The organism is Snodgrassella alvi wkB2, from assembly GCF_000600005.1.
In the GTDB taxonomy this organism is placed as follows: domain Bacteria; phylum Pseudomonadota; class Gammaproteobacteria; order Burkholderiales; family Neisseriaceae; genus Snodgrassella; species Snodgrassella alvi.
Window position 1 is genome coordinate 2,201,698 of the sequence record NZ_CP007446.1, and the last position, 24,310, is coordinate 2,226,007.

A 24,310-nucleotide genomic window follows, 5' to 3' on the forward strand; every position below is an offset into this window, starting at 1 on the left:
GATTTACTCTTTAATTCCCAGCATAGTCATTAGTGCAGCCTGATCCAGTATAGTAACACCAAGTGCCTCAGCTTTGGATAGCTTGCTGCCCGCCTCTGCTCCGGCCACCACAAAATCAGTTTTTTTCGATACACTGCCGCTCACTTTACCACCGGCTTCTTCAATATGCTGCTGTGCCACATCACGTGACCAGTCTGGTAAAGTACCGGTTAACACAAAAGTTTTACCGGCTACAGCTTCATTAACCGATGACGTCTTTTCCTCCGTCTCTCCGCTAAGCAGCTGTTCACGTAACTCAATTGTCTTTTGCAGTAATTCATGATTTTCAGGCTGGCTGCACCATTTCTGCCAGCTTTCCGGCAAGGCTTTATCAGTTAACAGTTGTGACCAGTCCTTACCCGCCAGTTGCCACAGCTTCTGTGCCCGCGCTTCCGTTAAACTAGCGCAGGGTAAACGAGCCAGTATCCGCTCAGGAGTAAAGTATTTACCCAGCGGTGTGCGACGTGTTTCTGTCTGCGGTTGCACACCGGCATCAAGTAATTCCTGCAATTGACTGGTCTGATCTTCCTGACTGAAAAAATAGGCTACCGAATGTGCTACCACCTTACCGATATCCGGCAAACAGGCCAGTAACGGCTCAGTAGCCTGAGTAAGCGTAGCCAGATCACCGAAAGCCTGTGCCAGCTGTTTTGCTGTACGCTCACCAACATGAAAAATACCCAAAGCATAAATTAAATTAGCCAGAGGACGCTGCCGGCTGGCCTGAATACCGGCCAGAATATTTTCAGCCCATCTGGATGGCTGCTGTTTGCCTGCTTTATCAGTTGCAGATAATTCCAGTTCATTTGTCACCGACTCTGCTGAGCTTTCTCCTGCTTCCTGTTTAGCCTGCTGTTTCATTGCCAGCAAATCGGCCAATTGCAAATGATAAACATCAGCAAAATGACGGACTTTGCCCTGTGTTACTAACTGTTCAATCTGCCGGTCACCGAGATTTTCAATATCCATGGCGCGACGTGAAGCAAAGTGAATTAGCGACTGCACCCGCTGAGCATGACACAGCATTCCGCCACTGCAACGAGCCACTGCTTCGCCCTCTTCACGGACAATTTCATGACCGCAAACCGGACAATTTTCTGGCATACGGAACGGCGGATATTTCGGTACAGCTTCAGGCGGAGTAAGCAAATCTGCCGCCGGTTTTTCCACCATTGGACGCTGTGCCAGCACCACAGATACAATTTCAGGAATAACATCTCCGGCACGGCGCACAATAACCGTGTCACCCTCACGTACATCCTTGCGCTGTGCTTCACTTTCATTATGCAAAGTTGCATTGGTAACTGTAACACCACCTACAAATACCGGCGTCAGCCGTGCTACTGGTGTTACTGCACCGGTACGTCCCACCTGTACATCAATAGCCTCTACCGTAGTCAGCATTTCCTCTGCCGGAAATTTTTGGGCAATAGCAAAACGCGGAGCACGGGCTACATAGCCAAGCTGCTCCTGCAGAGCCAGATTATCCACCTTAATCACTACACCATCGATGCCAAACGGCAAATCTGCACGTATCTGAAAAATATGCTCATAAAAAGCCAGCACTTTCCCAATATCAGCCTGATAGCACAAATTATCCTGTGGCGGTACAGTCAGCCCCAAACGAGCCAGCAATGCCAGCTCTTCGCTGTGGCTATTTACCGCAAAACGCTCATCCAGTCTGGCAATTCCGTAGGCATAGAAATGCAAGCGCCGGCGTGCCGTTATTTTCGGATCCAGCTGGCGTAAACTGCCAGCCGCTGCATTACGCGGATTGGCAAAAGTTTTCTGATTTTCCGCCTGCTGATGTGCATTAAGCCGGTCAAAATCGGCTTTAAGCATCAGCACTTCACCGCGTACCTCCAGCACATCCGGTACCTGATCACCCTGCAGACGCAATGGAATATTAACAATAGTGCGCGCATTCTGAGTAACATCCTCGCCGGTATATCCATCTCCGCGCGTAGATGCCTGTACCAGCAGACCGTCACGATACAACAAACTGATTGCCAGACCATCAAACTTTGGTTCAACAATATATTCAGGCTCAACACCAAGACCATCACGTACCCGTTTATCAAAAGCATACATCTCACTATGGTCGAACTGATTATTATCATTCAGTGGTGAAAATGCATTGTTCAGTGACAGCATCGGAATCTGGTGCACCACAGCAGCAAATTTTTGCTGTGCCTGCCCGCCTACACGTATACTCGGGCTGTCCGGCTGCCGCCATTGCGGATATTGCTCTTCCAGAGCCTGCAACTGGCGAAACAACCGGTCATATTCCGCATCCGGCACAGTAGGTGCATCCAGATCATAATACTCATGCGCATAACGATTGAGCAGAGCGGTTAAATCAATAATTTGCTGTTCGCTTACTGAATCCATTACAGCTATCCTTCAGGAAAAGGAAAAAGAAATGGCAAACCCCGTTCTGCGGCTTGCCATCTCTTTATAAATTTAAAATATTCAGGCAATATCAGGAAAACAGTCTTTTGGCCAGTTCACTTCCCGGCTCCAGATCAACCTGCTTCATTTCCTTTTGCCGGTCAACTACATAGCGGCGTACCTCACGCAACCACTCTGTGGATAACTCTTCCACTTTATCATTAACCAGATCCAGACCCAGCTGACTGGATAATTTCACAGCCATATCCATAAACTGATCAAAACATTTCTCGCCGTTTGGTATATGTACTATATCAAACAACATACTGAATCCGCGATAATTTTGATTTGCTAACAAAGTAGAGGTAAATGGTGTGTTATCCAGCGTAACAATATTAAACAAAGGCTCGCCATCAGTATCAGCATAAAAAAATGCACCATCATGCCCCAGCTCAAAGCCCTGTTTCTCAACCGCAGAACGCAGCTCCGTTCCGCTGACATTCGTACGTGATACCAGATGAATCGCAATTGTCTGGTCAACCCTTGCGCACAAATCATCCAGTGGACGCGCCACATCCAGAAAAGTATTAATATCCGTTAACAGCAGCTGACCATCCATCTGCTCAGCGAAACGATTGGCCTGTTCGCCAAAATGCGCCAGCTCTTCATGAGTAAGCAGACCACTGCGGCTGATTGCCTGCAGACCAACCACAAAACCCTGATAATAAACACTGGGAATCGGTTCAGCTATCTGGTAACGGTCATCCATCGTACAGCCCACCAGCCGGAAACGGGAACGGCTACTCAATCGCGGCATTGCATGTAATTCTTTCGGCTGATACAACGCAATATAGGCCAGATAATCAAAACGTACATCAAACCACGGTAGCGGCTGTTTAGACATATCCCGCACATCCAGCAAAGCTTTACGTCCCTTTACCGGAACCGTGCGTGATAATGGCGCCATATCAATATGTGCTGCTGAATTTTCCGGTGCTGCAACGTTATCAGGAGCAGAAGATGCCGCTTGCACAGCAGACACATTCTCTTCTTCCGAAACTGTGCCATCAATAACTTTTTCATCAGTGGCCGAAGTCTCAAATTGTTCGGCGGATGAATTATCAGTTTTATTTGCTTCCTCAGCCGGCGGCACAGTTTTAGTATTCATTACAGACTGTGCCTCTGCACCATCCCGTACCGAATTGACCTGACTGTCCAGTAAAGCATCTTTATTGGCATGCCCGAACTGTTCGCGCAATTGTTTGCGGTATTGGCTTTCCTGATAAATATTATAGGCCAGTACCAACAGAATAATCGCAGCACCTATCACCAGCACAATCATTACAGAATCACTCATTACATTCCTACCAGACAATTTGCGAAAACCGCAACTTAATTAACAGTTGAATGGAATTATAACTAAAAATACCCCTGCCGGCAGCCATAAACTACAAAAGCCACTGATATTCTGTCACTATCGGTAAACCATTACTGCGCAGCATATCCCATTCAAAAAAATGCCCCGGATCCGACTTTCGTCCCGGTGCCACATGCTGATGGCCGGTAATCGCCTGAATCGGATAATGCGCACACAGCATCTGCAATAATGCATACAACTGCGTATACTGAGATGGCGTAAACGGTTCGAAATCACAGCCTTCAAGCTCAATTCCGACTGAAAACGCATTACAGCCATCCTTGCTGTTAAAACGTGATATTCCGGCATGAAAAGCCGCGTCATCACAGGAAACAAACTGAATTATCGTTCCATCCCGCTCCAGCAGAAAATGGCTGGATACCCGCAATCCGGTTAATGAACGCATAAAATCATCCGGTTCAGCAGCACCAATCTGATTAGTGAACAAACGCTGTACTGCCTGCTGCCCGTATTCAAACGGTGGTAAAGAAATATTGTGCAATACCACCAGCGATACCTCAGTCTGTGCCGGACGCCGGCTGAAATTTGGTGACGGTACATGAATACATTGCTGTAACCAGCCATCTTTCCATACCGGCTTTTGTTCGCCCTGCATCCTCTTCACCCTTGTAATAAAAGTGTTTACCTTAATACAGCTCTTATCCGGCGTCTACTTTTTGTGAAGAATCAGACAGAAATCCAAGCTAAGCAATCGTTTCCTGTGTGTATTCTGAAAAAAGAAAAAAAGACCTTATTAAACATACAGAATTTCAAAATAACACATGTAAAACCAGCAAAATAACCAATTTTTCCAACAAATAAACAGCGACATAGATAAGAGAACACAGAAAACACTTGCCAAGCCGGCATATATCTGGTTTAATGCGCACTCTTCCCCGATGGCCAGATAGCTCAGTCGGTAGAGCAACGGACTGAAAATCCGTGTGTCGGCAGTTCGATCCTGCCTCTGGCCACCATTAATAACCGCTGAATGCGGTTATTTTTTTAACTGCATAAAAACAAAAATTCAATTTTTTTCCTTAAATAAATCTTATAAATATTCAATTCCGGTATTGATTTTCTAATTACGCAACATTATCTAAACCATTTTTATTAATAAATTTGTGATATAATAATTAAAAATTATTAAATATTTGTTAATTTAAATTAAAAAATAACGAATAAAACAAACATCAACAGAAAAAATTACTATGGGACAGGCATACTGGGCAGCCCGTGAAGGGGACATTCTTTTACATACTTCATTACTGGCTGATATTATTGGCGCTGCTGTTGAAGTGGTTTGTGAAACCGTCTTAGCGGGTGCATGCTTTGGCGCAGCAGTATTATTAATCGGTAGTGCCGGTACTGCTGCATGTGTTGTAGGAGTTATTGCTAGCGTTGTTGCTTCCATAGTATTAGAAAAAAAAATCACACAAGCTGGAGATTTTGTCAGCAGCTTATTGTCACCATCCGAAGATGGCAGGATTAAAACTGGCTCCCAAAATACTCACACCAATAGCTTACCTTCCGCCCGTGCTGCCGGCATAGTAAAAAAAGCAGAAACCGAACAGGCACCGCAACAGCCTGAAAGTTTTATCGATATAGCCGGTAACATACTCTGGGGTTTAGGGCAGGCTGTAAGCGACTTTTTCAGACCTACCATTGCCTCTCCGGATCCGAATACAACTGAACCCAGAGAAGACGATAAAATTATTTGTAAGAAGCATCCGTCTTTTGAGCCCGGGCCTGGTACCAACAGTGTTGTCAGTGCTGTTATAGAAGCCATCTCCGGAGCGCCAGAATATATGGCCGAAGGCTCTAAAAAAGTCTACATCAACAGCCAGCCGGCGGTACGCAGCAATGACCGCAGTACCTGCGAAGCCAAAGTCACCGATGACTACAAAGGTGGTATCAAAGTCTCTAACAATGTACGTATCGGCGGAGAGTCTGTTGTTGTCCGCGAAATTAAAAGCGGCAAACATCCCATTGCCCTGATAGCCACCATTGCAGCACTGTTTTTCCGAAAAGGAAAATTGATTTCCAAATTAGGTCGATTTGCAGAGTGTTTTATTAAAGCTGCTGCTATTGGTTATATTGTCTCAAAAGCTATAGAACCCTTCAGAGGTAATCCGGTTCATCTGCCAACCGGTGCCAAACTCCTATTCGGTCCCGAAGAGCTCGACTTCTCCCTGCCGGCTCACCTGCCCTTCGAATGGCAGCGTTTCTATAGCAGCGTCGACACCCGCACCCACAACATGTTCGGTGCCGGCTGGAGTGTTGACTATGAAATCGAAATGGAAATCGATCCACAGCCCGATGGTTCCTGTGCCGCCGTCTATATCAACGAAGAAGGGCGGCGTATCGAAATCGAACCCATCCAGCCAGGTAAAGGCATACGCGGTCTTAACGAGAATTTATCCGTCCGCCGCGGCGAACAGGACCGCTGGGTAATTGAAGATGACAACGGCTTCTACCGCCTGTTCGAACCTGATCCCAACAACCCCAAACGTCTGCTGCTGAGCATGGTGCAGGACCGTAACGACAACCAGTTACTTATCTACCGCGATTCCCATAGCCGCATCGTCGAAATTGCCGATAACGACAACGCCGCCCGCATCAGCCTGCACTATCAGGATCAGCGCCATCCGCAGCGCGTGACCGAAATCCGCCAAGAGCTGAGCGACGGCAGCAACCGCTTACTGAACCGTTACCAGTACACCGAACAGGGTGACCTGCAACAGGTCTTTGATGCAGAGAACCGCCAGACCCGCGAATTTGCCTACAACAGCGACCGGCGCATGACCTACCACCGCCTGCCCACTGGCTTGCAGTGTTATTATCAGTGGAGCCACTTCAGCACAGCAGATGTAGAGACCGCATGGCGAGTAACCCGGCACTGGAGCGAAGCCGACGGTCAGCGACTGGAAGACTATCGTTTCCATTATGATTTAGATAAACGCCTGACCACAGTAGAAGACAGCCTCGGCCGCATCAGCAAATATTACTGCAACGAATACTATCAAGTTACCCGCTACACCGATGCCCTCGGACAAAGCTGTGAATTAGAGTGGGATGATTACCAGAGGCTGGCCTGCATAACCGATCAGCAGGGCGGACAATGGCACTACAGCTACGATGCACAGGGTCGGTTAACCGAAGAAACCGACCCACTGGGCAGAACCACCCAGACCCAGTGGTTGCCGCATTGGGCGTTGCCGACCATCAGCGTCGACCCCGATGGCAGCAGCTGGCGCTATTACTACGACGAGCGTGGTAACCTGCTCACCGTCACCGACCCGTTACAGCAGCATACCCACTACCAGTACGACCGGCACGGCCAGGTTGTCTGCATCACCGATGCACGCGGCGGCAACAAACATCTGCGTTGGAACGAAAATGGCCAGCTGATCCAGCATGTAGACTGTTCCGGCTCCATCACCCATTTCTATTACAATACCGCTGGTAACCTCACTAGTATCACCAATGCCATCGGTAACAGCAGCAAATACCAGTACAATGCAGCCGGCCAGCTCATTGGCGCCACCCTGGCGGACGGCAGGCAGGAACACTACAGCGTCAATGCCGCCGGCCAGCTACAAAGCTATACCGATCCGGCTGGCCACACCACCCGCTACCGCCGCGACCAGCGCGGACTGGTGCATACCCGCATCGATGCCGCCGGCCGTCAGCTCGGCTTCAGCTACGACGCCTACGGCCGCCTTACCGCCCTGACCAACGAAAACGGCGAACAGTACCGGTTTCAGTATGATGCCGGCGACCGCCTGACCGAACAGACCGATCTGGACGGACGCAGACAGCAGCTAAGCTACGACCCGCTCGATAACGTCAGCAGCGTGCGCTTTGCAGCTGGCAGCCCGCATCAGCTTGAACACCGCTTCAAACGCGATGCCGTCGGGCGCTTAATTGGCAAATACACCCCCGACGGCACCACTGCCTATCAGTATGATGAAGCCGACAATCTACTCAAAGTCGGCTTTAAAGCCGCCGGTTTACTGCCGGAAGCCGAACCGGAACTGATCAGCTTCAGCTACGACATAATGGGCAACCTGCTGAGCGAAACCACTGCACAGGGTGTTCTGCAGCATCAGTATGACAAACTGGGCAACCGCATCGCCACCACCCTGCCGGACGGACGTACCATCAATAAACTGTATTATGGTTCCGGCCATCTGCACCAGATTAACCTGGACGGCCAGATTATCAGCGACATCGAGCGTGACCTGCTGCATCGGGAAACCCTGCGCAGCCAGGGCAGAATGAATACCAGTTTTCAATACGACCGCACCGGCCGCCTGACCGGCAAACAGACCAAACGACCGGGAGCAGGCATCCTGCCGGATATCATACTGGACCGCAGCTACAGCTACGACAATCTAGACCGGCTGGCAGGCAAAAAACACAATCGGCAGGGACAAAGTGATTACCGCTACGACGTGACCGGACGCATCGAAAGCTGCCGCAACGAAGCGTACTGGGAAACCCTGCAGTACGATGCTGCGGCCAACCTGCTGGACAGAAGACGCGGTGAAGAAGAAAGCAATCAGAACCTGATCCGTTTTAATCAGCTGCTCAGCTTCCGCGGACTGAAATACAGCTACGACGAACACGGACGAACCCGCAGCAAACAAACCGCCAGCGGTACCCAGTATTACCATTACGATGCCGAACACCGCCTGACCGAAGTGCATACCGAACGGCTGGAGCATACTGAACGCTACGGCTACGTCTACGATGCACTTGGCCGGCGGATCGAAAAACACCGGCTGGACCGTGACGGCAAACCATGCAACCGCACCACCTTCCTGTGGGACGGGCTGCAGATGATTCAGGAAAGCAGCGCAGACAAACGGCAGAGCCTGTATCTGTATACTGACGAAGATAGCTATGAACCGCTGGCGCGGATAGACAGAAACGGTAATCAGGAACAACACATCTACTACTTCCATACCGACCTGAACGGCATGCCGGAGGAGCTGACGGATGAAACTGGAGAAATCGTCTGGGAATGCTCATACCAGCTGTGGGGCAAACCGATACAGGAGATTGCTCATACAGAGATACAACAGAACCTGCGGTATCAGGGACAGTATTTAGACAGAGAAACCGGACTGCACTACAATACCTTCAGGTATTATGATCCGGATACAGGCCGCTTTACCCAGCCGGATCCAATCGGGTTGGCCGGTGGATTTAATCTTTATCAGTATGCGCCTAATGGGTTGACTTGGATTGACCCGTTTGGTTTGATGTGTAGTAATACAAGTTTCAAAGCAGCCTTTAGAGAAGCAAAACGGAGATTAAGAATTCCTCGTAATACAAATACTCCAAAACCAGTAAAGGTTTATGATAATAAGTATGAAAACAGAACGGTTTGGGAGTATAAAGTTGATGGAAATAAGAAATACATTATTTTACACGAGGAAGATAAATTTGGTCGCGGCCCTCATTTTCATACTGCTGATGATTTGCACGGTGATCCTCTCCAACCAAAAGTAAGATATAATCAACATGGTGGACATATTCCTGAAAATATGACAGGAATTACAAACGCTAAAGGCAGAAAATAATGTCATTATCTTTAAAAGAAAAATTGAAATTATCAGTTATTAAAAAAGAAAAAAAAGCAATTCTTCAAAATATCTCAAATAAATTACGGATTGATAATAACAGCAACTCGATAACGTTTGAGTCGCATGATTATAATGTCTTTTTGTCAAAATTTATTGATAATATTGAATATCAGCCAGTAGATTTATCAGTAAATGAAAATTTATTATTTAACCGATTTTGTGATTTTTTGAGTAGTATTGATAATAATGATTTAGTAGTTTTCCAAATTATCACTTGTAATACATATTATTATTTAAAATTGCATATTAATAACATTAAGCAAAATCCAATATTATTTTGGAATATTAAAGTAAAGAATAGTAACAAGACGCTAGAGTGTTTGCTAGTTGCCATAAATAACTCTTTTGGGTTTTCAATTTTACCAACAGAGAATTTTTATGAATTAAGAATATGGAATAGTAATAATTACGCTATAGAAAATCGTAAATATCTAAAGTAATAATGGAAATTATAAAGCTTAAGTAGTAGGTACTATATGGCTTAATTAATTTCTTTATCCTCACCGCCACAGATAGCAATCAACCACGGTTTCGCATAGAAGCAAGCGGCAACCAAGAACAACATATCCGCTACTTCCACACCGACCTGAATGGCTGTCCGGAAGAACTTACCGATGCAAACGGTAAAATACTGTGGGAATGTAGCTTTCAGTTATGGGGAAAGCGGATTCATGAAATCGAACACGAACCCATAGAGCAAAACCTCAGATATCAGGGACAATATTTAGACAGAGAAACTGGCTTACATTACAATACGTTCAGGTATTATGATCCGGATATAGGTAGATTTACCCAGCCAGACCCGATTGGGTTGCTGGGTGGGTTTAATCTGTATCAGTATGCACCTAATGGGTTGACTTGGATTGATCCTTGGGGGTGGAGTTGTGGATCTAGTGCTTATAAAGGCAAGCTTAATTCGGCTGCCTCTAAAATGAAGCCTATTCAAAGAGGAACAAAAGAATGGAAATTAGCAATAAAAAATACACAGGCAGCCTTGTTAGCTGGTGATAAATTTCAGGTAAAAGTTAAATCAAGTACTGATGCTAAAGCTTTTTTAAAAGAAGCTCAAGGAAATATGAACCGTTATAAAGCGCATACTCAAAGTTCTAGACCTGATGGTGTGGCTAAATATCCTAAAGGATACGAACAACACATGAGTCCAGAAAGCGGTTTTGGTGATACTCCGCATATTAAATGGTATAACAATGGAACGGATGGTCATATTTTTTATGATATTCCAAATTAAATTATGAAAAATAATTATTCATTTAAACAATTAATTAATAAAGAAATTATTTCAGACTTTGAGAAAAATGATATTTTTCTGAGTATGCTAAATATTATACATACAGGAAATTTATTATTATATACAACCTCCTTTTCTGACTTAATTCCTTTTTTCACAAAGGAAAAATATTATATTGCACATAAATTAGTTTCTTATAAAGGAAAAAAAATAATAATAAAAGGAGAAATGTTTAAAGTCTCAAAAAGTGAGCTAATAAATTTTATTCAAAAATCAATAAATATTGGCGATATGCGAGAATTTCTAATTTCGCCGATTTTGAGTAATAATAAAAAGGAAGTTCTATATTTAACAGAAGATTCATATTATTTATATGAGTCTTAGTTTTATTTAACTATGCATATTGGAAGTAAATACATCGCGACAACCTGCACCGCGAAGTATTACGTACTCAGGGATGCCTGAACACCCAGTTCAAATACGACCGCAACAGCCGGCTGCAACACAAACAGATACGGCGCAATCAGAATCCCATCCTGCCTGATATCCTCATCGAACGCAGCTACCAGTACGACAACCTCGACCGATTGGTAAGCAAAAAACACAGCAAACACGGCCAGACCGATTACCGCTATGATCACACCGGCAGAATCGAAGGCTGCCGTAATCAGAGATACTGGGAAACCCTGCAATACGATGCCGCTGCCAACCTGCTGGACAGCAAATACAGAGAAGACTACAGCAATCACAACCTGATTCGCTGTAACCAGCTCCTGCATTTCAGAGGACACCACTACCGCTACGACGAGCACGGCAGAACTGCCAGCAAACAGACCATCGGCACAACCCAGCACTACCACTACGATGCTGAACACCGCCTGAGCGAAGTACGCATTGAGCAAACAGGCCGCAGCCAGCGTTACGGCTACGTCTACGACGCCCTCGGTCGGCGGATCGAAAAACACCGGCTGGACCGAGAAGGCAAGCCATGCAACCGCACCACCTTCCTGTGGGACGGGCTGCAAATGATTCAGGAAAGCGGCGCAGACAAACGGCAGAGCCTGTATCTGTATACCGATGAAGGCAGCTATGAACCGCTGGCGCGAATAGACAGAAACGGTAATCAGGAACAACACATCTACTACTTCCATACCGATCTGAACGGCTTGCCGGAGGAGCTGACGGATGAAGCCGGTGAAATTGTGTGGGAATGCTCATATCAGCTGTGGGGCAAACCGATACAGGAGATTGCTCATACAGAGATACAACAGAACCTGAGGTATCAAGGACAGTATTTGGACAGAGAAACCGGCCTGCACTACAATACTTTCAGATACTACGATCCGGATACAGGCCGCTTTACCAAGCCGGATCCGATTGGGTTAAATGGTGGCTTTAATCTGTATCAGTATGCGCCGAATGGATTAACGTGGATTGATCCGTTTGGATTAAGTTGTGGTTCAGCATCAGGAAAGTATCAGCCTAATAATGTTCTTGGTCGTAAGGTATATAAAAATACTTTAGATATTAATCCGGGTACTCCAAAAACTGTACATCCATCAGTGCATCCATCTATTAAGTCAAAAGTAAATGAGGGGTGGACAAACTTAGACTTAATGAAGAATGGATATGCTCCAATAGGCCCAGATGGAAAACAAATGAACCTTCATCATATATTAGGAAAAGAACCCGGCCCAATGGTCGAGTTAGTTTCCTCAACTCACAAACAATATCATAAGCAAATTCATGGATTAATTGAAAATGGAGGGAGCTTTAGAAATACATCTGCTCTAGATAGGCAGTATAATAAATTCAGAAAAGAATATTGGAAATTAAGAGCATTGGATTTTATGTGAGGTAACTATATGGGTGATATTAAAAATCTTGTTACGCGTTTAAATCATGGCGCTCAAGACGAAGTATATTGGCTTGGAGCTTGTGATGAATCACAAATTAACATACTTGAAAATAAGCTAAATTTGTCGTTACCAAATGAATTAAAAGAATTTATTTTATTGGTTGGTGGCGGAGGTGTTGTTGGTGAAGAAATATCAGGCATAGTTGATAATGATGCCTTGGCTGAGTCTGGAGGAGCTATTTATTATGATACTTGTCAGTGTCGAAAGGAATACTCGTTACCATCAGATATGGCAGTTATTTATTTTAAAGATGACGATGTATGTTGGTGTGTTGATTGTAGGAAAAATACTTATGGACAAATAGTTAATTATGATCTTTTCTCAAGAAAAATATCAAACGTTCTTGCACCGTCATTCAGATTTTTTTTTGAAGAATATGTAAACTTACGGACGTAAATTAAGACTGTCGCAACCAGAGATACTGGGAAACCCTGCAATATGATGCCGCTGCCAACCTGCTGGACAGTAAATACAGAGAAGACTACAGCAACTACAACCTGATTCGCTGTAACCAGCTCCTGCATTTCAGAACCTGATCCGTTTTAATCAGCTGCTCAGCTTCCGCGGACTGAAATACAGCTACGACGAACACGGACGTACGCGCAGCAAACAGACCGCCAGCGGTACCCAGTATTACCATTACGATGCCGAACACCGCCTGACCGAAGTGTGTATCGAACAGCTGAACCATACTGAACGCTACGGCTACGTCTACGATGCCCTCGGCCGGCGGATTGAAAAACACCGGCTGGACCGTGACGGCAAGCCATGCAATCGCACCACCTTCCTGTGGGACGGGCTGCAGATGATTCAGGAAAGCAGCGCAGACAAACGGCAGAGCCTGTATCTGTATACTGACGAAGACAGCTATGAACCGCTGGCACGGATAGACAGAAACGGTAATCAGGAACAACACATCTACTACTTCCATACCGACCTGAACGGCATGCCGGAGGAACTGACGGATGAAGCCGGTGAAATTGTGTGGGAATGCTCATACCAGCTGTGGGGCAAACCGATACAGGAGATTGCCCATAGAGAGATACAACAGAACCTAAGGTATCAGGGACAGTATTTAGACAGAGAAACCGGACTGCACTACAATACTTTCAGGTACTATGATCCGGATACAGGCCGCTTTACCCAGCCGGATCCGATTGGATTGCTGGGTGGGTTTAATCTGTATCAGTATGCGCCTAATGGGTTGACTTGGATTGATCCGTGGGGATTACAATGTAATAAATCCTTTACCCCAAAAAAAATAAATAATAAAATTAAAGATTTACGCGCCGGAAATGATGTAACAGTTAATTCATTTAAGGAAGCAGATCAGGTATTATATGGTGCTTTCCCAAATGCACGTAAAGTAACTGGTGCAGGAAACAAATCAGCAATTAAAACGTCTAGGCAAAAGAAAGATTTTAAATTAAGATCTTCGGAAAAAGGTAACAATGCTGTATATCATAAAGACTATCAGTTTAATAAAGATGGAATTTTACATGGACATGAGAGCTTACCAAGCGGGCATCCACACCAAACAACCCCTCATATTAATGTACTAACACCTAATGGTGAGAAAGCCACAATTTATATAGAAAGATAGAAATGTTAAATATCATTAACCATATTGATAACGAGATTAATTCTTTAAAAGGTAGTAACTATGAATTAAGAATAAAATTAAATTTATTAAAAAAAATTGCTTTATTTTTATCCCAAAATACGATACAAGGTAAAATAGACAAAATTGTACCAATTATTGAAATGAATACAGGATATTCAGAATATAGAATAATAAACGATTGTGAATCTGATAACAAAGAATTATGGATAGAATATATATACGAAGATAATAGAATTAGATTATATCCAGGAGATTTATTGGTAAAAATGAAATAATACTATAAACGTATAATAATTATTTAAAATTGAATTATTTGATTATAAATATATTTATTAAAAATCTACTTAATAAAATCGTAATAATATAAATTATATGACTTTACATAATGAGGATTTAATTCAGTTGGATTACGACTCGGATATGATCTATTTATTAATCAGCAGAATAAATAGTTGTCAATTTTGTCCCATTTTTTTTGTGTTTAAAAATGTAAGACGTTTCTCCGCCTTCAAAATGCTGTATTATTTCTAACTTATTCTTTCCTTTCCATTTATACTCAACATCAACTGCCTTATCTTCATAAGTTACCGAGCGATTTTCACCTATTCCAATTTTCTCCCTAAAAATATATGCTGGATATGTACTCACTGCATCATACACATCTAAAATTGACATGTGTTGATAATAGCGAACTTCAACAAACTCCATGATTTCTTTCTGTGGCATGTCTACGCATTTCCCATTATTATAAAAATCATTGATTTTTTTTCATCTTCATTAGATAAACGATGAAAGAAAACCAGTTGATTTTTATAAGGTATCATCAATTCATTATTATCAAGCAGTATAATATTAATATTACTGTATTCGTTACATAGGTCTGATGAATCACTATTATTTTCTAATGAGTCATTATTATTTCTATAATAAAGTTTACTAAAGTTATTTGTTGTCAAATGATATTTTTTTAATTCATTTTTATAGTTCCTAAAAAAAATCACTTTTATTTAATCGATTATTGATCTCTTGTTTATTTTCTTCTGAATGTTTGAAATCACATCCTAAAAAATAGATTTTTTCATCTTCACTCATTATTAAATTTGAATCACTGAAAACTCTTACTATATGTTCCTTTTCAGTTGTCTGTTCTGTTAATCTGTCTTCTATTAATCTATTATAATTATAATAACTATTATTAAGGCTATATGTATAATTAGTACATACACATAATAAAATTATTAGTGAAATTTTTAAAATAATTTTTTTCATATTGAAATTTTTTCTTAACAATATCATTATATAAATTATATGTTTATTATCCTTTGCATTATGATAAACATATTTATATTTCTTCTTATAACCCTTTATATAATTTTAGGTATGTTTTTCGATTTTCTATTATGAAAAATACGATAAGTCATTATACCTGAGCCAGATTTTGTCATTCAATTTAATTAATAAGTCTTTTTTTATTATGATTTAATTTAATCGATGAATGTGTGCCTGCCGGTGCTATTTTTTGTATGGAATTACTTTTTATATAAACATTACCGGCTGTGCCCGGTTCAATTGCTGAGCTACTGAGTTTGATGAATGATTATTTGCCTGAAAGTTGCTATCGATAATCTGAATAAATGATTGAAATTAAAATTTTTCTTATAAATGAAAATAATTATTATTATCTTTTAAAAAAAGTTAACTCTGTATAAAATGTTCTGCGGTGAAGTAATTTATTTGAAATTCTATTTTTATCATTACTCATTTGAGTAGCAGCCGACAACAATAAACGGGAGAAAGTTTATATGCAATCTGACAGCTCTGAATTACAGCAACAGGATAACTTTGAATCTAATCGGGATAGTTTTCAGTATAGCGGGAAATACGATGAGATAGCGGCAGATGCATTCTGCTTTCTTGATTCTATCCGGCATAATCTGTTTGATTATCCGCCAGATAAAACTGCTTTGTTCTATGATGGTAAAGCAATCAGTTACGTTCAGCTGGGTAAAAATGTGGCTCAGGTAATGGCTGCACTGCAACAAAAAAAATTACGTGCCGGTGCGGTAGTGGCAATTTGTCTGCCTAAAAGTGCTGAGCATGTTTATGCGGTTCTGGCCTGTGCTCTGATGGGTATTATCTGGTTACCGGTTGATATGGATGCACCAGAAGCCAGACGAGATTATTTACTGTCTAATAGCCTGACGGATCTGGTGATTAGCAAAACGCCGGTAACCGGTCGGCAATATGTACTTATTGATGAGGCTCTGACTGCACAGGGTTTCAATCATCCGAAATGCTGCTATCAGCTGAATACTGAAGCAGCCTATTATTTATATACTTCCGGCAGTACGGGAACGCCAAAATGTGTGGTACTGAATAATCTGGCGACTGCCAATGTACTCGGACAAACCATCAGCCGGTGGCAGGCTGATCAGGATGATGTATTGATGGCAGTAACGCCCTTTCATCATGATATGTCGGTTTTTGATGTTTTTGGGGCAATGGCTCTTGGTGCTTCTCTGGTTATTCCTACTGCGGCACAGGCTAAGGATGCAATGTCATGGGCGGAATTACTGACAGCTCATAATATTAGTATCTGGGTAAGTGTTCCGGCTATTGTGGATATGCTGTGCAGCGTTGCCAGTAAAGAACAATTGCAGTCTTTACGCCTGATTGCACAAGGTGGTGATTATATTAAGCCAGGTCTGATTCAGTTTTTGCGCCGGCAACTGCCACAGGCGCGATTGTTCTCGTTAGGCGGTCCGACGGAAACAACTATCTGGAGTATATGGCATGAAATCACTGCTGAAGATATTGATGTGATTCCTTATGGTAAAGCACTGGCACATAACCGATATTATATTCTGGATGAGCAGTTACAACCATGTGCTATTGGTGAGGTGGGGCGAATGTATATGTCGGGCGTGAATCTGTCTAACGGTTATTTGCTCAATGGTCAGTTGCAAACCGGGGATTTTGTGTCTTTGGGATGTGATGAAGAAAAAATTGCTTTTCGCATGAGTGATTTGGGGTATATGCGAGATGATGGCAATATTATTTTTGCTGGACGTACTGAAGGTTATCTGAAAATAAAAGGTGTGAGGATTTCTGCGGCCGAGGTTGAGGCTGCACTGGCTAAATCCGGTTATTTTCAGGACAGTCTGGTGGTGTGCTGTACTCACCCGATAACACAAATGCATGAACTGGTGGCGGTGTATACGTTGCCGGCTAATCAGCCCGATGCGGATATTAATGCTTTGAAAACATGCTTAATGGCTGATTTACCGAAATCACATATTCCGACCAGATGGCTGATGATTGAAGAAATTCCGCTAACCCGTAATGTTAAAGTAGACCGTAAACTGATACAGCAGATGGCACAGGAACGCCTGTATCAGGCTATGCCGCCACAGGCCAAAGTGACAGCGACACAAGAACAGGCTGTAACTGATGATATTCTGGCTATTTTTCGTGAATGCCAGCCTCAGACAGCAGAAAATGCTGTGAATATTTCTGCACAAACTGAAATTCTGAATACTGGTATGCGTCTGAAACAGTTAATTATGCTCTCAGACAAGCTTACACAACAGTTTGATATCCGGCTGGATACGGCTGTTTTGCTACGCTGTAAAACAATACAGGATGTGGTGAATGAGATAAGCAGGAGAATGCCTGAATAATATCTGCCGGAAATCATTAAACAAAGTACTTAAAAAATTTAAGTACTTTGTTTATCTGAATCTTTATGCCGATGCCTGTTTAGCCAGATCATTTAACAGCTGCTGCACTTCGGTGGCTATTCTCTCGACCAGTACAGTCGGATAACGATGTGCCTGATAGGTAATAATCATGCTCAGGCTGTACTGATTGTTAATCTGATTTTCCATAATTTCGAAGTGCAACCCGAACATGGATTCATTGCGCTCCGGTAATATCTGCCGGTAAGGTATGGCACCCCGGGCTGTGTTTAGCTGACCATTTAAGGCATTGTTTGAATGAATGTGAATATAAACATCAAACATTAATCCTTCGTTATCAGGAATACCTAAAGCCTGCTGAATATAGTTAATCGGAATGTCGGCATAATCCATGGATTCGTTGATTTGTTCACTGGTATCTGCCAGCAATGCGGTAAAGGATTGCTGTGGGGTAAAACGGGTACGATGGGCAACCATGGTTGTGAAGTAGCCAACGGTATCAAAATAATTGGGATCAGTACGGCCGGATGCTGAGGTGCCGATGACGATTTCGTCTAAATCACCCTCTTTTTGCAGTATGGTGGCAATAGCGGTATAAAACACGCTGAATATTGAAGCATGATGAAGTTTGGCAAATGCGGAAATATGCTGATGAAAAGCAGAATCAAATCTGATTTCCAGCCATTTCACCTGCGGAGCAGTATTTTCCGGCAAAGTGATGGCGTCTGTGTTCAGGGTTAAGCCTTTTTTTGCTCCTTGTAACCGGCTGCGCCAGTAGTCAAGATGCTGACGGTTAATACCGTTTTGCTGCTGTCTGCATGCAAATTCATGAATAGCGGGTACGGTATTTGCCCATACCGGTGCCTGCCCTTGCAGCCGTGCGGCATAAGCATGGCTCAGATCAGTCATGATGGTATTTAAAGACCATTCATCTATTACCATGTGATGTACCAGAAACGATAAAACTGTGTTGCCGTTATCTGCTGTTAACAGCCGGATTCTGAGAGGCAGTTCACGAGTAAGATCAAATTTATACGCCGCTTCACTGGACAGTGTTACTCCATGGCTGTCGCTGACCGGCCAGAACCATTTATATTGGTTAAGTTCGGCTACGGGAACTGTATATTGTCTGGTTTGCTGTTTATCGGTTTTAAACAGGGTACGCAAGCCGATATGGCGTATGATTAAATCATTAAATGCCTGATGCAGGATTTCTTCATTGACCGGCTGCTGAAATTCGATGGCAAACGGTAAATTGTAAATAGGGCTGAAATCAAAGGCACTGTATGCCTGCCATAGAAAATCCTGTGCCAGTGTTAATGGCGCACTCTGATCCGGCTGTACTTCGGCTGCGGATACTGCCGGCTGCTGCTGACGGGCAATTTTTGCCAGTGCGCCTGCCGTAGGCGATTTAAAAAAATCATTAAAATTCAATTTAATACCATGATTTTTTTGTAAATTACCAATCACCCGTGTTGCCAGTAGTGAATGTCCGCCAAAATCAAAAAAATCATCGTCAGCAGACATATCGGGTTCTGCCAGTGTATTTCTGAATTCTGCCAGTATGATGTCTGGCAGCGATTCTGTATTTTCAGGCTGAGCCGGTGTGTCCGGTATATTCAGTACAGTTAAATCTAAAGGCAATAATTCGAGCTGATGCGGTACTCCGGTGCTGCTGGTATAAGCAGCTTGAACCTCCTGAATTAAATCATCCAGAGTAAATTGCTGAGCCAGTATCGGATGTAAACGCAAAACCAGAAAAACTTTGTTTTCTGTGCTGATTACTGTAACCAGAAAGGGGGGTGTTGTTTCCGGCTGCCATGACTGCTGCATCAGTTGCGCCAGAAGGGTAACAAGCTGTTTTTCCTGTATTTGCTCTGTTTGGATACAAGCTGAGAAATCAGTATCGGGATATTTATATAAATCTCCGTCATCGGTAAATTGATAGCGAACATTTAAGTCTGAATGGATTTCCAGTAAATGCACAATGCTTTTATGCAGTATAGCTAAATCCGGATATGGGTTTACCTGCCACACTGCCAGTTGATATTTCACCTGCTCCGGTTCCTGCAATTGTTGCATCCAGATAAATTCTTCGTGCTCATTTGCGATAGAAGGAGCAGAATCTGTATTTAACGTTAACATATTATTAATCCTCTCTTGCCGTATCAGTTATTCATGACTGTCTGTACTCATTCTGGTCATAATTATTTAACCAGTTAACTTAAATTAACATCGGAAGAGATTTGTGCTATCTGCCTGCTCTGTTTATCAGAGTCAGAATTTTTATTTTTATTAATAATACTTTACAATACATTTAAAAGCATAATACAATTGATTTTCATTTTCATCAACTTTAATTGTTTTTAATTTTATTTAATATTTTGATTTATGCTGTAAAACAGCAGCATAAGCTGCGGATCGACATAAAGAGCACTTCCTGAGGAGAATCAATGCTGAGTCTGTATCAGCCGATGCCGGAGCAAAATTTAGCTTACCGGCTTACGGTTTTATATGGTGATGACTTTGTAACCACGGCTGTAATCAGTCATCGCTGTAGCAGGATATATCACTGATGTACCGTATTCTGATCAGTGTATTTATTGTTTTATGTATTGTGTCTTTGCTGGTAGGCACTGATCCGGTTTCATGGACAGGTCTGCTGTCCGGTTCTGATGCTGACTGGTTAACTGTCAAAGCCAGCCGCTTTCCCCGTCTGATTGCGATTGTGCTCACAGGTATGGGGCTTTCTATCGGTGGTGTGATTCTGCAACATATTGTCCGCAATAAATTTGTGGAGCCGGAAACAGCCGGCGGGCTGGATGCAGCCAAACTCGGCATTCTGGTTTCGCTGGTACTGCTTCCCTCTGCCGGTGTGCTGAGTAAGATGCTGGCAGCTCTGCTGTTCTGCTTTGTTGCCGGACTGATTTACATCTGGATTATTGCCAGAATCCGCTATCAGCAGATTGTGCTGATTCCGGTAATCGGGCTGATGTATGGCTGTGTTTTAAGTGCTGCAGCTGAGTTTTATGCCTATAAAAATAATCTTTTACAAAATGTTCAGGGCTGGCTGCTGGGAGATTTTTCCCGTGTGGTGCAGGGGCATTATGAATTGCTGTATGTGCTTGTGCCGGTAATTATTCTGAGTTATGTATTTGCCAACCGGTTTACTGTAGTGGGTATGGGGCAGCAGATGGCTGCCAGTCTGGGCGTAAGCTATAAAACGACTGTGGCTATTGGATTGATGCTGGTATCAGTTACTGTTGCGACTACGGTGATTACGGTTGGTTCTATTCCTTTTATCGGTCTGGTGATTCCGAATCTGGTGGCGATTAAATACGGTGAACATTTAGCCAGAACTTTACCCGTTGTCGCGCTGGGCGGGGCATGCCTGCTGCTGGGATGTGATATTACTGGTCGTTTGCTGATCTACCCCTTTGAAATACCTATTGGCCTTACTGCCGGTGCAGTTGGCGGCATTGTCTTTTTGCTGCTGATTTTACGGGGGCTACGATGATGAATCGCAAATTCTGGCTGCTTTGCGCCTGTATTGCCGGACTGGCGGTATTTTTTATGCTGTTTGATTCCGGTCTTGATTTTGAATATGTGCTGCCCAAGCGATTACTGCGTCTGGCTACTATTTTGCTGGCAGGTATTTGTATTGCGGTTTCGTCTGTGGTGTTTCAGACGCTGGTAACTAACCGGATTCTGACTCCGGCAATTATGGGTTATGAGGCAGTATATCTGTTCTGGCAGGTCTTGCTGCTGTTCTTTCTGGGACAAAGCAGTCTGGGGCTGCTGGGGCTGAACGGGAATTTTTTTGCTTCAGTCGGATTAATGCTGTTTTATTCGTGGCTTATTCATCATTATCTGCTGCCGCGTGCACGCCACAGTCTGTGGTTATTGCTTTTGTTCGGTATGGTGCTGACTATGGTTATCACCACATTAACGCAGTTTATTGTCCTTAAAATCAGCCCGGGCGAATTTTCTGTTTTTCAGGGAATTAATTATGCATCTTTTAATCATTCCGAAACGCAGACGCTTTTATATGCTTTTGTCGCCATGCTGGCTGTAGGACTGGTGGGATATCCGTATCTGACTACTCTGGATGTGATGGCTCTGGGAGAGGAACAGTCTGTTTCGCTTGGTGTCGATTATGCCCGTTATGTGCGCTGGGGATTCGGTCTGATTGCTGTACTGGTCGCTGTTTCGACCAGTCTGGTTGGTCCGACTGCCTTTATGGGGGTATTTATTGCCAATATGGCTTATGCCTTCGCCGGCCATTATCAGCATAAACGGATTCTGTTATTTGCCAGTGCGGTAGCTATTGCGGTGTTTCTGATTGCACAGATTCTGGTGGAGCATGTGTTTAATTATAAAACGACAGTCAGTATCTTAATTAATCTGATTTGCGGGGTGTATTTTCTGCTGCTTATTGTCCGTCATCGAGGAATGGCATGATTTCTATTCAGAATATTTCCAAAGTATATGGTCATCGGCCGGTGCTGAACAATATTAATCTGGAGCTGCCGATGCAGCAGGTGATTGCATTGATTGGCCCCAATGGTGCAGGGAAATCCACTCTGCTGATGATTCTGGCACGGCTGCTTTCGCCGACTAAAGGCAATATTCTGTTTGATAAGCAGGATATTGCCGGCATCCGCATTGCTGATTATGCCCGTCTGGTCGCGACACTACGGCAATCTCCTTATTTCGGTTTGCGGCTGACGGTTAAGGAGCTGGTGTCGTTCGGCCGTTTTCCCTACGGGCATGGGGTACTCTCAGCCAGAGACCATCAGGTTATGGACGAGGCAATCGATTTTCTCGGGCTCAGTGCCCTGCGTGATGTGTATATAGATGAATTAAGCGGCGGGCTGCGGCAAATGGCCTTTCTGGCGATGACTATTGCTCAGGAAACCAAAATTTTGCTGCTAGATGAACCTTTAAACAATCTGGATATGAATCATGCAGTACAAATCATGGCAGCAATCCGGCGTTTGAGTGAAGAGCAGCGGAAAACTGTCATTATGGTGGTGCATGATATTAATTTTACTGCAAATTATTCAGATTATATTGTCGCATTAAAACAGGGACAGTTAAGTTTCAGCGGTCCTGCTCAGGAAGTCATTACTGAAGAACGCCTGAGTGAACTGTATGAGCTGGATTTTGAAATTAGTCACAATAAACATGGTTATGTCTGTCAGTATTTTCAAAAGTCGAAAGGTAAAATATGAACGGGAAACTCAAAAAATGTGCTGTCAGTCTGCTGGGGCTGATTGCAGTAGCAACAATGGTGACCATATCCGGCTGTGATAAAAAGCCGGCTTCTGCGTCTTCGCCTGCGGTACAGAAGCGTAGTGAGCCGCTTATTATCAAGCATCAGCTTGGTACGACTACAATTGATCACACTCCGCAGCGTGTAGCCGCAATGGATATGAATGAAGTGGACTTTCTAGATCAGTTAAATGTGCCTGTTGCCGGAATGCCCAAGGATTTTATTCCGCATTTTCTGGATAAATACAAACAGAATCATGATGATATTGCCGATTTAGGCGGCATTGTGCAGCCGAATATGGAACGTATCCATACTCTGAAACCTGATTTGATTTTAATGACTCCGATTCAGAAAGACCATTATCAGGAACTGACACAGATTGCACCTACGCTCTATTATGAAATCAATTTCAATAACAGCGAACACGGGCATCTGGACACCATTAAAAATCATCTGCTGACTCTGGGTAAGATTTTTAATCGTGAAGATTTAGCCCGCACCAAGGTTGCTGAGCTGGATACGGAAGTCAGTAAAGTTCGTGCCGTGACTAAAGACCGGCCGGAAAAAGCGCTGGTAGTACTCTATAACAATGGCTCTTTCAGTAATTACGGGGTGGATTCACGCTACGGCTTCGTTTTCAGTGATCTGGGGGTTAAACCGGCCAGTAATGACCTCAGCACCAGCCTGCACGGACAGCCGATTTCCAGTGAATTTATTAAACGGGCTGATCCGGACATTCTGTACATTATTGACCGTACCTCAGTTATGGAGCATCAGCCGGTGATTAGCGCTGCACAGGTAACTAATCCGTTATTACGCGCTACCAAAGCATGGAAAAACAACCGGGTAGTCTTTGTGGATGCCGATGCATGGTATACCACCGGAGCCAGCCCTACTTCGATGCGACTGCTTATGCAGGATGTGGTGAAAGGCTATCAATAACTTTGTTTCAATTACAGCAGAATAATAAGCTGTATAAATAAGAAAACCAGACCCTACCAATAAATCCATCCGTTAAATGTATTGCGTGAGTTTAGTTAACAAGGA

Annotated in this window: 21 protein-coding genes and 1 tRNA gene; 14 read left to right on the forward strand and 8 right to left on the reverse strand. The window is 43.5% G+C overall.

The window, feature by feature from the left end:
* Positions 1-3 precede the first annotated feature (3 nt).
* From ligA to ampD, 3 genes are all read right to left on the reverse strand, one after another.
* Positions 4-2,430: an NAD-dependent DNA ligase LigA gene (ligA, locus tag SALWKB2_RS10075; protein WP_037394192.1), complete on the reverse strand. Its 2,427-nt coding sequence runs from the start codon at positions 2,428-2,430 to the stop codon at positions 4-6.
* A gap of 91 nt (positions 2,431-2,521) precedes the next feature.
* A complete protein-coding gene (locus SALWKB2_RS10080) occupies positions 2,522-3,772 on the reverse strand; it encodes a cell division protein ZipA C-terminal FtsZ-binding domain-containing protein (RefSeq protein WP_025331553.1) in 1,251 nt (416 codons plus the stop codon).
* A 106-nt stretch (positions 3,773-3,878) separates the two neighbouring features.
* Positions 3,879-4,463: a 1,6-anhydro-N-acetylmuramyl-L-alanine amidase AmpD gene (gene ampD / locus SALWKB2_RS10085; protein ID WP_025331554.1), complete on the reverse strand. Its 585-nt coding sequence runs from the start codon at positions 4,461-4,463 to the stop codon at positions 3,879-3,881.
* A gap of 285 nt (positions 4,464-4,748) precedes the next feature.
* On the opposite strand from ampD, the gene SALWKB2_RS10090 reads away from it, so the two are divergent.
* The 5 genes from SALWKB2_RS10090 (at position 4,749) to SALWKB2_RS10110 (ending at position 11,131) form a co-directional block, all read left to right on the forward strand.
* Positions 4,749-4,824: transfer RNA gene (locus SALWKB2_RS10090), tRNA-Phe, on the forward strand.
* A gap of 234 nt (positions 4,825-5,058) precedes the next feature.
* Positions 5,059-9,438 (forward strand): RHS repeat-associated core domain-containing protein, encoded by a 4,380-nt coding sequence (locus SALWKB2_RS10095; RefSeq protein ID WP_025331555.1) that lies wholly within the window; start codon positions 5,059-5,061, stop codon positions 9,436-9,438.
* On the forward strand, positions 9,438-9,941 hold the full coding sequence (locus SALWKB2_RS10100) for a hypothetical protein (RefSeq protein WP_025315292.1): 504 nt from the start codon (positions 9,438-9,440) through the stop codon (positions 9,939-9,941). Before SALWKB2_RS10095 ends, SALWKB2_RS10100 begins: the two co-directional genes overlap by 1 nt.
* A gap of 125 nt (positions 9,942-10,066) precedes the next feature.
* A complete protein-coding gene (locus SALWKB2_RS12650; protein ID WP_269146759.1) occupies positions 10,067-10,747 on the forward strand; it encodes an RHS repeat domain-containing protein in 681 nt (226 codons plus the stop codon).
* Positions 10,748-10,750: 3 nt separating this feature from the next.
* Positions 10,751-11,131 carry a hypothetical protein gene (locus SALWKB2_RS10110; RefSeq protein WP_025331557.1) on the forward strand — a complete coding sequence of 127 codons (381 nt, stop codon included), beginning with the start codon at positions 10,751-10,753 and terminating at the stop codon, positions 11,129-11,131.
* Between the two features lie 59 nt (positions 11,132-11,190).
* Here the strand turns inward: SALWKB2_RS10110 and SALWKB2_RS12590 are convergent, their stop codons facing one another.
* Positions 11,191-11,772, reverse strand: a complete 582-nt coding sequence (locus SALWKB2_RS12590; RefSeq protein ID WP_051506489.1) for a hypothetical protein — start codon at positions 11,770-11,772, stop codon at positions 11,191-11,193.
* Between SALWKB2_RS12590 and SALWKB2_RS11740 the strand changes: the two genes are divergently transcribed.
* Together SALWKB2_RS11740 and SALWKB2_RS10120 are read left to right on the forward strand one after the other, a co-directional pair.
* A complete protein-coding gene (locus SALWKB2_RS11740; protein WP_051506491.1) occupies positions 11,773-12,603 on the forward strand; it encodes an RHS repeat-associated core domain-containing protein in 831 nt (276 codons plus the stop codon). It begins immediately after the preceding gene.
* A gap of 9 nt (positions 12,604-12,612) precedes the next feature.
* Positions 12,613-13,062, forward strand: coding sequence for an SMI1/KNR4 family protein (locus SALWKB2_RS10120; RefSeq protein ID WP_025315295.1), 450 nt, complete (start codon positions 12,613-12,615; stop codon positions 13,060-13,062).
* A gap of 94 nt (positions 13,063-13,156) precedes the next feature.
* Here SALWKB2_RS10120 and SALWKB2_RS12405 read toward each other — a convergent pair whose 3' ends face one another.
* Positions 13,157-13,357, reverse strand: a complete 201-nt coding sequence (locus SALWKB2_RS12405; protein ID WP_025331559.1) for a hypothetical protein — start codon at positions 13,355-13,357, stop codon at positions 13,157-13,159.
* On the opposite strand from SALWKB2_RS12405, the gene SALWKB2_RS10125 reads away from it, so the two are divergent.
* On the forward strand, positions 13,334-14,269 hold the full coding sequence (locus SALWKB2_RS10125) for an RHS repeat domain-containing protein (RefSeq protein ID WP_051506492.1): 936 nt from the start codon (positions 13,334-13,336) through the stop codon (positions 14,267-14,269). The genes SALWKB2_RS12405 and SALWKB2_RS10125 overlap by 24 nt on opposite strands.
* A 2-nt stretch (positions 14,270-14,271) precedes the next feature.
* Complete coding sequence (locus SALWKB2_RS10130; protein ID WP_025331560.1) at positions 14,272-14,565, forward strand: hypothetical protein; 294 nt, start codon at positions 14,272-14,274, stop codon at positions 14,563-14,565.
* Between the two features lie 157 nt (positions 14,566-14,722).
* On the opposite strand, the gene SALWKB2_RS10135 is transcribed toward SALWKB2_RS10130, so the two are convergent.
* A complete protein-coding gene (locus tag SALWKB2_RS10135; protein WP_025331561.1) occupies positions 14,723-15,016 on the reverse strand; it encodes a hypothetical protein in 294 nt (97 codons plus the stop codon).
* A gap of 261 nt (positions 15,017-15,277) precedes the next feature.
* A complete protein-coding gene (locus SALWKB2_RS10145) occupies positions 15,278-15,559 on the reverse strand; it encodes a hypothetical protein (RefSeq protein WP_144353298.1) in 282 nt (93 codons plus the stop codon).
* Positions 15,560-16,092: 533 nt separating this feature from the next.
* Between SALWKB2_RS10145 and SALWKB2_RS10150 the strand changes: the two genes are divergently transcribed.
* A complete protein-coding gene (locus tag SALWKB2_RS10150; protein ID WP_025331564.1) occupies positions 16,093-17,970 on the forward strand; it encodes an AMP-binding protein in 1,878 nt (625 codons plus the stop codon).
* Between the two features lie 63 nt (positions 17,971-18,033).
* Here the strand turns inward: SALWKB2_RS10150 and SALWKB2_RS10155 are convergent, their stop codons facing one another.
* Positions 18,034-20,133 carry a condensation domain-containing protein gene (locus SALWKB2_RS10155; protein ID WP_025331565.1) on the reverse strand — a complete coding sequence of 700 codons (2,100 nt, stop codon included), beginning with the start codon at positions 20,131-20,133 and terminating at the stop codon, positions 18,034-18,036.
* Positions 20,134-20,563: 430 nt separating this feature from the next.
* Here SALWKB2_RS10155 and SALWKB2_RS10160 point away from each other — a divergent pair, with 430 nt between their 5' ends.
* Genes SALWKB2_RS10160 through SALWKB2_RS10175 form a run of 4 tightly spaced genes read left to right on the forward strand, consistent with a single transcriptional unit; the run spans position 20,564 to position 24,205 of the window.
* Positions 20,564-21,505 carry an ABC transporter permease gene (locus SALWKB2_RS10160; protein ID WP_025331566.1) on the forward strand — a complete coding sequence of 314 codons (942 nt, stop codon included), beginning with the start codon at positions 20,564-20,566 and terminating at the stop codon, positions 21,503-21,505.
* On the forward strand, positions 21,502-22,449 hold the full coding sequence (locus SALWKB2_RS10165) for an iron chelate uptake ABC transporter family permease subunit (protein WP_025331567.1): 948 nt from the start codon (positions 21,502-21,504) through the stop codon (positions 22,447-22,449). The genes SALWKB2_RS10160 and SALWKB2_RS10165 overlap by 4 nt, the downstream gene beginning before the upstream one ends.
* Positions 22,446-23,222 (forward strand): iron ABC transporter ATP-binding protein, encoded by a 777-nt coding sequence (locus SALWKB2_RS10170; protein ID WP_025331568.1) that lies wholly within the window; start codon positions 22,446-22,448, stop codon positions 23,220-23,222. Before SALWKB2_RS10165 ends, SALWKB2_RS10170 begins: the two co-directional genes overlap by 4 nt.
* Positions 23,219-24,205, forward strand: coding sequence for a siderophore ABC transporter substrate-binding protein (locus SALWKB2_RS10175; protein ID WP_025331569.1), 987 nt, complete (start codon positions 23,219-23,221; stop codon positions 24,203-24,205). The genes SALWKB2_RS10170 and SALWKB2_RS10175 overlap by 4 nt, the downstream gene beginning before the upstream one ends.
* Positions 24,206-24,310 lie beyond the last annotated feature (105 nt).